This window comes from Collinsella sp. (genome assembly GCF_052346665.1).
Taxonomy (GTDB): domain Bacteria; phylum Actinomycetota; class Coriobacteriia; order Coriobacteriales; family Coriobacteriaceae; genus Collinsella.
On record NZ_DAWDUX010000005.1, the window covers coordinates 48,584 to 61,373 of the forward strand.

Consider the following 12,790-nt stretch of genomic DNA (forward strand, 5'->3'; position numbering starts at 1 on the left):
TAGCTTTTCTGCAAATCCTTCGGACACTGCGCGATTCATGCGACAATGGGACAAGCGTGTAATCGAGGAGGTTCGTCGTGGAACAGAAGAGCACAGAAGATCGCATGAAGGAGGCCGTACGCCTCACTGCGCCCGGTCAGCCGCTGCGCACCGCGCTCGACATGATCATCGCGGGTCACATCGGCGCCCTTATCTGCGTGGGCGACACTGAGGCCGTCCTCGCCGCCGGCAACGATGGGTTCCCGCTCAACATCTCCTTCACGAGCAACCGCCTGTTCGAGCTTTCCAAGATGGACGGTGCCATCGTCATCGACGGTGGGCTCAACAAGATCCTGCGCGCCAACTTTCACCTCAATCCCGATCCGTCGCTCGCCACGAGTGAGACGGGCATGCGTCATCGTACCGCCGCACGCATGAGCGTGCTCACCAACGCTACGGTCATCTCGGTCTCCGAGCGCCGCGGCGTGGTGAATGTGTACGTTGACGGCCGCTCCTACCAGATTCAGCCCGTCACCGAGATCATGAGCTCGGTCAATCAGCTCGTGTCCACGCTCCAGACCACGCGCTCCTCGCTCGACCGTGCGCTGCTCCGCTTGACCGCCCTCGAGTTGGACGACTACGTCACCCTCGCTGACATCACGAGCATCTTCTCCAGCTTCGAGATCATGGAGCAAGCGAAGGTCGAGCTCCAAAGCTGCATCACCAAGCTCGGCAACCAGGGCAAGCTCGTGCAGATGCAGCTCGAGCAGCTCGCCGGCGCAAGCATGGAGACCGAATACAACCTGATGATCCGCGACTACGCCGCCGATGCTTCCGAGGAGAACAGCGAGCGGATCCGCGTGATGTTCTCCGACATGTCGGCCCAGGACCTTACGAGCCCCAGCAAAGTCGCCGCCGCTCTGGGGTACGAGGACCTCGACGAGGATTCCGTTATGTCGCCGCTGGGGCTGCGTACGCTTTCTCGTGTCTCGGTTGTTCGCGATGGCGTTGCGGAGCGGATCGTGGACGAGTACGGCTCGCTGCAGGACCTCATGGACGACATCAAGAAGGACCCCGATCGCCTGGGAAGTTTTGGCGTGAACAACCCTGCCATTCTCGCGGACTCGCTCGCGCGCATGCATGGCGGAAAGCGCGAACCGTAACACGATACCTTGGACGAGGCGGCGCGGCTTTGCGCCGCTTTGCATGTAGGGGGATGCATGGATACAAATACGCGCGCCCGCGGCTGCGCCATCATCGTCGCCGGCGGGTCCGGCACGCGGTTTGGAAACCCGGGCGGCAAGCTGTTGATTGATGTGGCGGGAAAGCCGCTGATCACCTGGACGCTCGAGGCGTTCGATGCCGCAAGCCGGGTCGAGCGCATCGTCGTGGTATGCCCACCCGAGAAGACGGACGAGATGCATCGGGCGGCCGTCGCGCCGTTCGGATTCGCGACGCCCATCGCATTCGCGCCCTCTGGCGCTGAGCGGCAAGATTCCACGCGTAACGGTTTGGACTCTGTTCCCACAGACTGCGATATCGTTTTGGTGCACGATGCCGCCCGCCCGTTGATCCTCCCGGAGACGATCGATGCGGCGATCGACGCGCTGGTATCCGCCGATCAGGCCCCAGCATTCGGCGACCCGGGTGGGAACGTTTCTGGCAAACGCGAGCTTGGAGCAGACTGCGCACTCCATGGTGATGCGCCCAGTCCGACTCGGTGCGAGGACGCATCGATTAGCTCCATATCTGCCTCCGATGACCTTCATGCACTCGATGGCGTCGTGTGCGGCCAGCCCGCGGTCGATACCCTCAAGGTCATCGATGCAGGAGGGTGTTTTGTCGAAACTCCTCCTCGCGCTCAATTCTGGACGGTCCAGACCCCGCAGGTGTTCTGGGCCGATTCCCTGCGCCGCGCGTATGAGTGGGCCGATCGCACGGGCTTTGTGGGCACTGATGATTCGTCCTTGGTCGAGGGCATGGGCGGCCGTGTGCGCGGCTTCAAGGCTCCTCGCGACAACCTCAAGGTGACGCTGCCCGAGGACCTTGCCCAAGTGGAGGCCGCCCTGCACGCCCGGCTTCAAGGCTGACCATCGTGATACAGGTGCTTCCTTAGCGTTGAGTGCCGCATTCGGGAACGCATCTTGAGGTTTTTCGTACTGGATTTCGATTCCTTCGAGTAGAGCTTCTGTTTCCAAGACAAAAGCGCAGCTCGGCGTTGCTTGAAAACGCGGTCTATTCGGGCTTTTCCGAAAACGATACGAAAAAGCTCGAGAAGATGTCCGAGAAGGTGCCCAGTGGCCAGTCAATTCCGCGCTATGGGGCGAAAAGAGCGTTGCAGGGTATATGCTTAGCCCGTGCACACAGTTGGAACAGGGGGTCGCATGGCATCGAATCTGCGCATTGGGCATGGATATGATGTGCATCGGTTGGTTGAGGGCCGCCGCTGCATTATCGGCGGTGTGGATATCCCGCACAGCAAGGGGCTGCTCGGGCACAGCGATGCCGACGTGCTTGCCCACGCCCTGTCTGACGCTATCTTGGGAGCCTGCCGTGGAGGGGATATCGGTAAGCTATTCCCCGATACCGACCCGGCGTATGAGGGCGCGGACTCTTTGACGCTACTTTCCAAGGTGATGGAGTATGCGCGGCAGCTCGGATATGAGCTCGTAGATGCCGACTGCACCATCGCCTGCCAAGAACCCAAAATCGGCCCGCACCGCGAGGCTATGCGCGAGAACCTCGCTCGCGCCATCGGCTGTTCGGTAGAGAACATCGGCGTCAAGGCCACCACTACCGAAAAGCTCGGCTGGGAAGGCAAAGGCGAAGGCATCGGTGCCTGGTCCGTCTGCCTGCTGGAGCGATGTATCTAAAATGATTGCCCTTGGGCGATTCGCCATCTTGCTTTGCATCCTGAGCGGACCTATACCCGGCGGAGCGGAACTCCCCGCTTCTGCAAGGTCACCCGCTCGTATAGACTGTCACGTATACGGTTCCAAGGTCGCTCGGGGGCGGTTAATCCGCCGCGTGTTCCGCACGCAAAGCAGTGTCCTGCGGACTCTGCGTCTTGCGCAGGACTGTCCGAGCGCCGGATGAAACGCCCCCGAGCGACCCAGGAGGAGTTGCTTATGAAGATCTACAACAGCGCCACCCATCAAAAAGAAGAGTTCCGCCCCATCGAGGAGGGCAAGGTCCGCATGTACGTGTGCGGCCCCACTGTCTACGACAACATCCACATCGGCAACGCCCGCACGTTCATCAGCTTCGACGTGATTCGCCGCTGGCTCATCGCGAGTGGCTACGAGGTCACGTTCGCCCAGAACCTCACGGACGTCGACGATAAGATCATCAACCGCGCCAACGAGCAGGGCCGCACGGCCGAGGAGGTCGCGACTGAGTTCTCGGACAAGTTCATCGGTGTCATGCGCGCCGCCAACGTGCTCGACCCCGACGTGCGCCCCCGCGCCACCAAGGAAATCGGCGCGATGATTGGCATGATCAAGACGCTCATCGAGGGCGGCCACGCCTATGCGGCCGACAACGGCGACGTGTACTTCTCCGTCCGCAGCGATCCCGCGTATGGCGAGGTGTCCGGCCGCAACATCGATGACCTCATGGTCGGCGCCCGCATCGAAGAGAATGAGGACAAACGCGATCCGCTCGACTTCGCCTTGTGGAAGGCCGCCAAGCCCGGCGAGCCCAGCTGGAAGAGCCCCTGGGGCGAGGGCCGTCCCGGGTGGCACACCGAGTGCGCCGCGATGGTCCACCGCTATCTGGGCACCCCGATCGATATCCACGGCGGCGGCTCCGACCTCGCCTTCCCGCACCATGAGAACGAGTGCGCTCAGGCCACCTGCGCCTGGCACGAGGGTTTTGCCAACACCTGGATGCACACGGGTATGCTGCTCGTTGACGGCGAGAAAATGAGCAAGAGCCTGGGCAACTTCTTCACGCTGGCCGAGGTGCTCGAGAAGCACTCCGCTGCGGCCCTGCGCCTGCTCATGCTGCAGACCCACTACCGCAGCCCGCTCGACTTCTCCTGGGAGCGCCTCGAGGGCGCCGAGAACTCGCTCGCGCGTATCGCGGGCACGGTCCGCAACCTCAAGTGGGCTGCCGACCATGCCGAGGGTGAGCCGAATGCCGAGCTCGCCGAGGCCCTGACCGCCGCCATGAGCAAGGCTGCAGCCGATTACGAGGCCTGCATGGACGACGACTTCAACACGGCCGGGGCCGTCGCCGCGTACTTCCAGCTCGTGACCGAGGCGAACAAGTACCTTGAGCAGGCGGCTGGTGCTGTTGACGAGGACGCCTCCCGCGTGTGCGCTGCCGTGATCTCCGGCGCGCTCGCGCAGCTGGGCGTCGAGCTTCCCGTGATCGAGGAGCCGCTTCCGGTTGGCCTGCTTGGCGTGGCCGCTGGCCTTACGGGCTATACGGGAGACGATATTGACGAAGCCGCCGAGAAGATCCTCGAGGCCCGCGCCGCCGCTCGCGCCGCGAAGGACTGGGGCACCGCTGACGCCATCCGTGACCAGCTGCGCGACATGGGGCTGGCGATAGAGGATACCGCCTCCGGCTCCCGCATCAAACACCTCGCTTCCTAGGGCACCCCACCTTGCCCCTCACTCGTCGGTCGGCGCCCTAAGGCGTCCTCCCTCCTCCTTCGGGGCAATCTGGGGCACCCTAGGAAGCGAGGATTTGGGCACGCCGTCTTGCCGTTCAATCGTCGGGCGCCGCACACCAGGCGTACGCCCTTCTCTTTCACGGCAATACGACGCACCTCAGGAACCGAGGATTTGGCGGGCACCCCACCTTGCCCCTCACTCGTCGGTCGGCGCCCTAAGGCGTCCTCCCTCCTCCTTCGGGGCAATCTGGGGCACCCTAGGAAGCGAGGATTTGGGCACGCCGTCTTGCCGTTCAATCGTCGGGCGCCGCATCCGACCCCGGGTGCGGCGCTCGTGTGTAAATTGGGGATGGGTGCAGTTTTGCACGCCGGGATGTGACAATGTCGCTGAATGATTCATAGCGAAGGGGGCCGAGATGGCACAGGGGAAGCGCCCGCAAAGGGGCGGAGACTATCAGGGCAAACCGAAGCGCGTCAATGAGAGCCACTCCAAGACGCCGCGTAGTCACGATCAGAAGTCCGCGGGGCAGCAGCGTCCCGTCAGGGCCCGCGGCCAGCAGTCCCGCGATGTCCAGCGAACCACGCAATCCCAGGCGGCTCCTCGACGCCGCGACGTCCATGTTGCAGAGGGGAACTACATCGAGGGCCGTCGCGCGGCATTCGAGGCGCTGCGCACGGGCTTTCCCATCAAGCGTGCCCTCATCGCCCAGGGAGTGGAGGGCGAACCGGCTATCCGTGAGTTGCTCGCGGGCCTTGGCGAGGCAGGCGTGAACGTCAAGAGCGTCCCCCGCGCACAGCTTGACGCCATCTCCAGTCACGGGGCGCATCAGGGTATCGTGTTCGAGGTGGGCAGGTTCCCCTACGCGGACCTTTCCGATATCATCGCCGCCGCCCCCGCCGACCGTCCGGCGCTCGTTGTGGTGCTCGACCATGTGACCGATGCCGGTAATTTCGGCGCCATCGTGCGTTCCGCCGAGGTCGTGGGTGCCTCTGGCGTCGTCATCCCCAACAAACGCGCTGCCGAGGTGACAGTCGCCACCTACAAGACGTCGGCTGGCGCGATCATGCACCTGCCGATCGCGCAGGTTCCCAACATAGCCCGCGCGCTCGAAGACCTCAAATCCGCTGGCTTTTGGGTCGGTGGTGCCACCGAGCATGCCACCGATGTGTGCTGGGATGCGCCATTCGAGGGCCGCGTGGCGCTCGTTATGGGATCGGAGGGCGATGGCATCTCGCGTCTGGTCCTCGACACGTGCGACTTCACCACTAAGCTCCCCCAACTCGGTCAAACCGAGAGCCTCAATGTGGCCCAGGCCGCCACGGCTTTGTGCTTTGAATGGCTGCGTCGCAATCGCACGACGTTGGTGGATGCACCGGCGATGGGGGAGTAAGAGGTCATGCACATCAAATTCACGGCACTGCCACGTACAATGCGCTGCGCGGCACGGAATGCGGGGGAGTAGGACATGACCAAAAAGAACCGCCAAAAGTCAAAGGCCAAACGCTTTGGCGAGGGTTCTGCAAAGCCCATTGTCGATGCCAGCACCTACGGCGTGGGGAACGCGTTCGCCGGGTTCAATGCCACCAACACGGCGGGCCCCGTAGTCCCTCCGCGCGGTGTGCGCTCGGGCAAAAAGGAGCTGCTCGTCGTCGACGGCTACAACGTAATTCATGCCACGCCCAAATACGAGGGCCTCATGTTCGATCGTGGTGACCATCCGTACTCCACAGATCTCTACGACCGTGCCCGTGAGGCGCTCATCAACGATGTCGCCGCATTTGCAGGCCGCCAGTACGAGGCAGTCGTGGTGTTCGACGCCGCGGGCAACGTGTCTCCCGAGCGGCCGAATCTACCCCAGGGAGGCGTGCGAATCGAATTCTCCCCCACGGGCGTCACAGCCGATACGGTCATCCAAGACTTGTGCACAAAAGCGCGCGAGGAGGGGAGGGCATGCTCGGTGGTTACCAGTGACGCCATGATCCAGGCCACGGTCATGGGGCATGGCGTCACGCGTATTTCCGCCCGTATGCTCGTTGAAGAGATTGGCGATATGCAGCGCGACTTCGAGCGCGCACGTGAGGAGAATGTGGACATAAAGCTCACGCTTGGCAGCAGGCTCAGCCCCGAGTCCCTCGCCAAACTTAAGTCCTTGCGCGGCAGGTAGAGCTCGGCTATCCTAAAACGGCTTTGCATGTGCGAACGTGCCAAGCGTGCCAGCGTGGCTCAACGGTAGAGCAACTGATTTGTAATCAGTGGGTTGCGGGTTCGATTCCTGTCGCTGGCTCCATTGAGGTGAGAAGTCCGGTGCCATTTGCGGTGCCGGGCTTTCTGCTATGACGGGCCGGAATCGAACCCGGTTGCGGGCGCGGAGCTGAGGCAATGCGAAGCGTTGGCCAGCGCAGCGCGCAAGGGCCGTGAGGCCCGCAGCGGAAGGAGGGTGGCGCTAGCCGTCCGGCGATTCCTGTCGCTGGCTCCATTGAGGTGAGAAGTCCGGTGCCATTTGCGGTGCCGGGCTTTCTGCTATGACGGGCCGGAATCTGTCCCGTTGCCCGGGCGCAGTGTGAGGAATCCGCAGTTTGAAACAGCTGGGACATTTCAAACTGCGGATTCCTCACATAAAAGGGCCTGGTAATGTGATTTATCATGGGTTTGAAATACCAGGGTCATTTCAAACCAACGTTTTCTCACACCGAGCACGAGATCCTACCGAGCACGGGATTCGGCCGAGCACGGGATCCTATCGAGCCGAGCACAGATCTGTACGGACATCACGCCCCAGCGCTGCATCCTCCTAAAGTGCTTGCACGGAACATGCGTGCACATGAGCTGAGAGAGAGACAATCACAGGTCCAACACATCAAGAATATGGCCATTGACCTGCAATGCGATACGCCCGGACACGTGTATATAAAAGCTTTTGTTGACATGGCCGGTTTTCACGTTTTATTATTCCATTCGCTCGAGCACGCAACGAGGGAAACCAAGGACCGTGGTTGAGTTTGACAGACTGGGGATGTGGCACAGCGGCAACTGCGGCGGACTGTAAATCCGCTCCCTCTGGGTTCATAGGTTCGAGTCCTATCATCCCCACCAGTCAGGCCTGTATAGCTCAGTCGGTAGAGCACTTCGTTGGTAACGAAGAGGTCACCAGTTCAAGTCTGGTTGCAGGCTCCATCTGGCGGTGTAGCTCAGTTGGTCAGAGCGCACGGTTCATACCCGTGTTGTCACTGGTTCGAATCCAGTCACCGCTACCAGGTAACTAGGGCGGCTTCCGAGGAAACGAGGGGGCCGCTTAAGTTAAGTAGGGACTTGCTCCAAAAGGGGGCAACCTTTTCCAGAAGGAGGGCTTCATGGCCAAGGAAAAGTTTGAGCGCACTAAGCCGCATGTTAACATCGGCACCATCGGTCACGTTGACCACGGTAAGACGACCCTGACCGCTGCCATCACCAAGACTCTGTCTGAGACCGAGGGCTGCAAGGCCGACTTCACCGCCTTCGAGAACATCGACAAGGCTCCCGAGGAGCGCGAGCGCGGCATTACGATCTCCGTTTCCCACGTTGAGTACGAGACCGCCACTCGTCACTACGCTCACGTTGACTGCCCCGGCCACGCCGACTACGTCAAGAACATGATTTCCGGTGCTGCCCAGATGGACGGCGCTATCCTCGTTATCGCCGCTACCGACGGCCCGATGGCCCAGACCCGCGAGCACATCCTGCTCGCCCGTCAGGTCGGCGTTCCTTACATCGTCGTGTTCCTGAACAAGTGCGACATGGTCGACGACGAGGAGCTCATTGACCTCGTCGAGATGGAGACCCGTGACCTCCTCTCCGAGTACGAGTTCCCGGGAGACGACCTGCCGATCATCCGTGGTTCCGCTCTCGGCGCCCTCAACGGCGAGGAGAAGTGGATGGATTCCGTCCGCGAGCTCATGAAGGCTGTTGACGAGTACATCCCGACGCCTGAGCGCGACAACGAGAAGCCGTTCCTGATGGCCGTTGAGGACGTCATGACCATCTCCGGTCGTGGTACCGTCGCTACCGGTCGTGTCGAGCGCGGTGAGCTCAAGCTCAACGAGAACGTTGAGATCGTCGGTATCAAGGAGACCAAGTCCACGGTCTGCACCGGCATCGAGATGTTCCGCAAGTCCATGGACTTCTGCGAGGCTGGCGACAACGTCGGCCTGCTGCTCCGCGGCATCAAGCGTGAGGAGATCGAGCGCGGCCAGGTTCTCTGCAAGCCGGGTTCCGTTACCCCTCACACCAAGTTCACTGGCGAGATCTACGTCCTGACCAAGGACGAGGGTGGCCGTCACACCCCGTTCTTCGATGGTTATCGTCCCCAGTTCTACTTCCGTACCACCGACGTGACTGGTACCGTGAAGCTGCCTGAGGGCACCGAGATGGCTATGCCTGGTGACCACATCACCATTACCGGCGAGCTCATTCACCCGATCGCCATGGAGGAGGGCCTGCGCTTCGCTATCCGCGAGGGTGGTCACACCGTGGGTTCTGGTATCGTCTCCACCATCATCGAGTAACCTACACTCGCTGATCTAGGCGTACTTAAGGGACCCGGCGCCGCATTTGGTGCCGGGTCTTTTTTCTGCCAGTCTCGTACCTAACGCGCCAAAGGTGTTGGGTATTCTCACGTCTGTGCTGCTTTTCACGGCCTTTTGTATAAGAGTTGTGAATCTCATTTGCAGAATAGACGCGGTAATACCAATGGGATTGACAGCATTACCAAGATGATGGTATTGTTAGCGACCGTGCCCGCAACGGGGCAGTACATGGAGGTTTAGATACATGCGCACTATGGTTACCCTGGCTTGCACCGAGTGCAAGCGTCGTAATTACACGACCACCAAGAACAAGGCAAACATGCCTGATCGCATGGAGATCAAGAAGTATTGCCCGTGGTGCAAGAAGCATACGCTGCACAAGGAGACCCGCTAGTCTCTTTCGCATACACGCCAGTAGTTCAATTGGTAGAGCAACGGTCTCCAAAACCGTCTGTTGAGGGTTCGAGTCCTTCCTGGCGTGCCAGTCTGTAATCCGTAAGCCTCTTCGGAGGCTTACGGTTTCTAATGTATAGGCGCAAACGCGCGGAGGTAAGCCAGCATGGCAAACAAGAAGAGCACCAAGCCCGCTAAGGCAAAGAAGTCAGACGCGAAGCCTGGCCTCATTGCTCGTGGCAAGGCATACATGACCTCTGTCCGCTCTGAGATGAAGCGCGTTGTGTGGCCTTCCAAGAGCGAGCTCGTCAACTACACCGTGGCCGTCTGCGCCTCGCTGATCGTCGTTGGCGTTGTCATCGCTGTCCTCGATCTCGTTATTGGCGAGGGCCTCGTGCTCTTCGCAGGTCTGAGGGGGTAATTTGATGTCCAAGCGTTGGTACGTCGTTCACACCTACTCCGGGTACGAGAATCGCGTTAAGTCCGATCTTGAGCACCGCATCGAGACGATGGGCATGCAGGATCGCATCTTTGATATCCAGATCCCCACGGAGCGCGTCACCGAGCTCAAAGAGGGCGGCAAGCGCGACGAGAAGGATGTCAAGATCTTCCCGGGCTATGTGTTGGTCCGCATGGAGATGGATGACGATGCCTGGACGTGCGTTCGCAATACCCCTGGTGTCACTGGTTTCCTCGGCGGCAGCGGCAAGCCCGCTCCGCTTTCTCGTGATGAGTACAACAAGATGATGCGCAAGGACGACAAGAGCGCAGCAGCTCCCAAGCGTGCCGTTGTCGATATCGAGGTTGGCTCCTCCGTTCGCGTCATCTCCGGCCCGCTGGCCGACTTCGACGGCAAGGTCTCCGAGGTCATGCCCGACGTCGCCAAGGTCAAGGTCACTCTGATGATCTTCGGCCGCGAGACTCCCGTCGAGCTCAGCTTTGATCAGATCACGGTCATCGCTTAAAGCTCATTCCCGTTGTTTGTCCGCGCTTGAGCGCTTCGGTCCCGACTGCTCATCGGAGTCCGTGCTTCTAGCGAACGTGCGCTGACGATATATGATTCAGACACTTCACGTTCAAGGAAGGTGTGACATGGCAGAGAAGAAGATCGCCACCGTCATCAAGCTTCAGATCCCGGCCGGCAAGGCCAATCCTGCTCCTCCCGTGGGCCCCGCCCTCGGTGCTGCTCAGGTCAACATCATGCAGTTCTGCCAGGCATTCAACGCTGCCACGCAGGACAAGATGGGCGACATCATCCCGGTCGTCATCAGCGTTTTCGAGGACCGCACCTTTGATTTCGTGTGCAAGACCCCTCCGGCGGCCCACCTCATCAAGAAGGAGCTCGGCCTTAAGGGTGGCTCCGCTGTTCCCCAGCGCGACAAGGTTGGCCAGCTCTCTGACGAGCAGCTCACCAAGATCGCTGAGATCAAGATGCCCGACCTCAACGCTAACGACCTCGACGCCGCCAAGAAGATCGTCGCCGGCACTGCCCGTTCCATGGGCGTCACCATCGCCGAGTAACTAACTCGTCGTTTCTTTGGTAATTCATGCACCATACGGGTGCGTGACTGATGTGGGAGGGGTATGACCCCGTTTGTACCACAGGAGGTAATAACATGGCTGTTAAGCATGGCAAGAAGTTCCGTGAGGCCGCCGCTAAGGTCGATCGCGCTTCCGTCTACACCCCGCTCGAGGCTGTCAAGCTCGTCAAGGAGATGGCTAGCGCCAACTTCGACGAGACCGTTGAGGCTCACTTCCGCCTTGGCATCGACACCCGCAAGGCCGACCAGAACATCCGTGGTTCCATTTCTCTGCCCCACGGCACTGGTAAGACCGTCCGTGTTGCCGTCTTCGCCGAGGGCGCTCAGGCCGAGCAGGCTGCTGAGGCGGGCGCCGATGTCATCGGTTCCGACGAGCTCATCGCTCAGATCCAGAAGGGCGAGATCAACTTCGATGCCGCCATCGCTACCCCGATGATGATGGCCAAGGTTGGTCGCATTGGTAAGATCCTCGGCCCCCGTGGCCTCATGCCCAACCCTAAGCTCGGCACCGTGACCATGGATGTCGCCAAGATGGTTGGCGAGCTCAAGGCCGGCCGCGTTGAGTATCGCGCCGACCGCTACGGCATCTGCCACGTTCCGCTGGGCCGCATCTCCTTCGACGACCAGAAGCTCGTCGAGAACTACGCTGCCCTCTACACCGAGATCCTGCGCGTCAAGCCGGCTTCCGCCAAGGGCAAGTACGTCAAGAGCATCTCCGTGTCCTCCACCATGGGCCCTGGCGTGAAGGTCGACTCCGCCGTCCAGCGCAACTTCATGGAGGCCTAAGCGATACTTCGCTTAACTCATTTCGACTCGGAAAACCCGGCTCGCATCTGCGAGTCGGGTTTTTTTGTTCGCCACTCACAGTCCTTGACGATTGCAACTTGATTGCAAGTTCAGCCTAATGACTAGACTGTAATACAGAATACATCGACACACATAGTACTCTGTGTTACAGTAGCGGTATCAACCAAGAGTCTGGGGAGGTGACCGATGTGGCAACAAGAGATGCCGTGAGCGATTTGATCCGCGGGAATATCGATGCAATTATTCTCAAAATCCTTTCGAGCCGGGACGGCTATGGGTACGAGATTCTCAAATCAATCTCAACGCTTAGCCAAGGTGAGTATGAGATGAAGGAGCCCTCGCTCTACACGAGCCTCAAACGCCTGGAGGGTCAGGGGTTTGTCGATAGCTACTGGGGCAACGAGACCCAAGGCGCGCGGCGCAAGTACTATCGCATAACGGCCGAGGGGCTGCAGGAACTAACGGAGGCGACGGATCGCTGGGTCCATGTGCGCCAGATTGTCGATCGCTTGTTGGTGCAGGAAAGGAGCGCACAATGAACGAGTTGCGCATGTACGTGGAGCACCTGTTTCAAGGCAAGGTGCTCACGGCCGAGAACATCGAGCTCAAAGAGGAGATCTACGGTAATCTCGTGGCGCGTTATGAGGACCTGGTTGCGGGCGGCATGTCCGAGGATGAGGCGCTTGCCCGCACCAAGGAGAGCTTTACGAGCTTGGACGATGTGTTTGCCGAAGAGCCGTCTGACGCGGAAGCTGCCAGCGATGAGGGGGCCGTGCCTGCCGCGGGCGTTGAAGGGGACTCTGATGAGGCAGAATGCGCCGGTTCGAATGGTGGCATCGCCGCTGCCGTGCAGACGGGTGCTGCCGAAGGCGAAGATGCGGCGCGC

At 60.5% G+C, this 12,790-nt stretch carries 14 protein-coding genes and 5 tRNA genes; all 19 read left to right on the forward strand.

Annotated elements, in window-relative coordinates:
* Window positions 1–77 precede the first annotated feature (77 nt).
* On the forward strand, window positions 78–1,142 hold the full coding sequence (gene disA, locus ACT8II_RS01725; protein WP_118654310.1) for a DNA integrity scanning diadenylate cyclase DisA: 1,065 nt from the start codon (window positions 78–80) through the stop codon (window positions 1,140–1,142).
* Window positions 1,143–1,199: 57 nt separating this feature from the next.
* Window positions 1,200–2,069 (forward strand): IspD/TarI family cytidylyltransferase, encoded by an 870-nt coding sequence (locus ACT8II_RS01730; RefSeq protein WP_443812872.1) that lies wholly within the window; start codon window positions 1,200–1,202, stop codon window positions 2,067–2,069.
* A 294-nt stretch (window positions 2,070–2,363) separates the two neighbouring features.
* On the forward strand, window positions 2,364–2,852 hold the full coding sequence (ispF, locus tag ACT8II_RS01735) for a 2-C-methyl-D-erythritol 2,4-cyclodiphosphate synthase (RefSeq protein ID WP_118654308.1): 489 nt from the start codon (window positions 2,364–2,366) through the stop codon (window positions 2,850–2,852).
* 255 nt (window positions 2,853–3,107) lie between these two features.
* Window positions 3,108–4,580 (forward strand): cysteine--tRNA ligase, encoded by a 1,473-nt coding sequence (gene cysS, locus ACT8II_RS01740; protein WP_118654307.1) that lies wholly within the window; start codon window positions 3,108–3,110, stop codon window positions 4,578–4,580.
* Window positions 4,581–5,016: 436 nt separating this feature from the next.
* Window positions 5,017–5,991 (forward strand): 23S rRNA (guanosine(2251)-2'-O)-methyltransferase RlmB, encoded by a 975-nt coding sequence (gene rlmB / locus ACT8II_RS01745; RefSeq protein ID WP_294158072.1) that lies wholly within the window; start codon window positions 5,017–5,019, stop codon window positions 5,989–5,991.
* 75 nt (window positions 5,992–6,066) lie between these two features.
* Window positions 6,067–6,765 (forward strand): NYN domain-containing protein, encoded by a 699-nt coding sequence (locus ACT8II_RS01750; protein WP_294158070.1) that lies wholly within the window; start codon window positions 6,067–6,069, stop codon window positions 6,763–6,765.
* A gap of 48 nt (window positions 6,766–6,813) precedes the next feature.
* Window positions 6,814–6,888 (forward strand) — tRNA-Thr (locus ACT8II_RS01755).
* Between the two features lie 722 nt (window positions 6,889–7,610).
* Window positions 7,611–7,694 (forward strand) — tRNA-Tyr (locus ACT8II_RS01760).
* A 5-nt stretch (window positions 7,695–7,699) separates the two neighbouring features.
* A tRNA-Thr gene (locus ACT8II_RS01765) sits at window positions 7,700–7,775 on the forward strand.
* A gap of 3 nt (window positions 7,776–7,778) precedes the next feature.
* Window positions 7,779–7,855 (forward strand) — tRNA-Met (locus ACT8II_RS01770).
* A gap of 96 nt (window positions 7,856–7,951) precedes the next feature.
* On the forward strand, window positions 7,952–9,142 hold the full coding sequence (tuf, locus tag ACT8II_RS01775; protein WP_118654303.1) for an elongation factor Tu: 1,191 nt from the start codon (window positions 7,952–7,954) through the stop codon (window positions 9,140–9,142).
* 265 nt (window positions 9,143–9,407) lie between these two features.
* On the forward strand, window positions 9,408–9,557 hold the full coding sequence (gene rpmG / locus ACT8II_RS01780; RefSeq protein WP_006720939.1) for a 50S ribosomal protein L33: 150 nt from the start codon (window positions 9,408–9,410) through the stop codon (window positions 9,555–9,557).
* Between the two features lie 14 nt (window positions 9,558–9,571).
* A tRNA-Trp gene (locus tag ACT8II_RS01785) sits at window positions 9,572–9,647 on the forward strand.
* Between the two features lie 75 nt (window positions 9,648–9,722).
* Window positions 9,723–9,977: a preprotein translocase subunit SecE gene (gene secE / locus ACT8II_RS01790; RefSeq protein WP_443812873.1), complete on the forward strand. Its 255-nt coding sequence runs from the start codon at window positions 9,723–9,725 to the stop codon at window positions 9,975–9,977.
* A gap of 4 nt (window positions 9,978–9,981) precedes the next feature.
* Window positions 9,982–10,521, forward strand: coding sequence for a transcription termination/antitermination protein NusG (gene nusG, locus ACT8II_RS01795; RefSeq protein ID WP_443812874.1), 540 nt, complete (start codon window positions 9,982–9,984; stop codon window positions 10,519–10,521).
* Between the two features lie 127 nt (window positions 10,522–10,648).
* On the forward strand, window positions 10,649–11,077 hold the full coding sequence (gene rplK / locus ACT8II_RS01800; protein ID WP_443812875.1) for a 50S ribosomal protein L11: 429 nt from the start codon (window positions 10,649–10,651) through the stop codon (window positions 11,075–11,077).
* A 95-nt stretch (window positions 11,078–11,172) separates the two neighbouring features.
* Window positions 11,173–11,883: a 50S ribosomal protein L1 gene (gene rplA / locus ACT8II_RS01805; RefSeq protein ID WP_443812876.1), complete on the forward strand. Its 711-nt coding sequence runs from the start codon at window positions 11,173–11,175 to the stop codon at window positions 11,881–11,883.
* Between the two features lie 227 nt (window positions 11,884–12,110).
* On the forward strand, window positions 12,111–12,443 hold the full coding sequence (locus tag ACT8II_RS01810) for a PadR family transcriptional regulator (RefSeq protein WP_443812877.1): 333 nt from the start codon (window positions 12,111–12,113) through the stop codon (window positions 12,441–12,443).
* Window positions 12,440–12,790, forward strand: a 351-nt coding sequence (locus tag ACT8II_RS01815; RefSeq protein ID WP_443812878.1) for a permease prefix domain 1-containing protein, incomplete at its 3' end; no start/stop codon positions are given. The genes ACT8II_RS01810 and ACT8II_RS01815, both read left to right, overlap by 4 nt.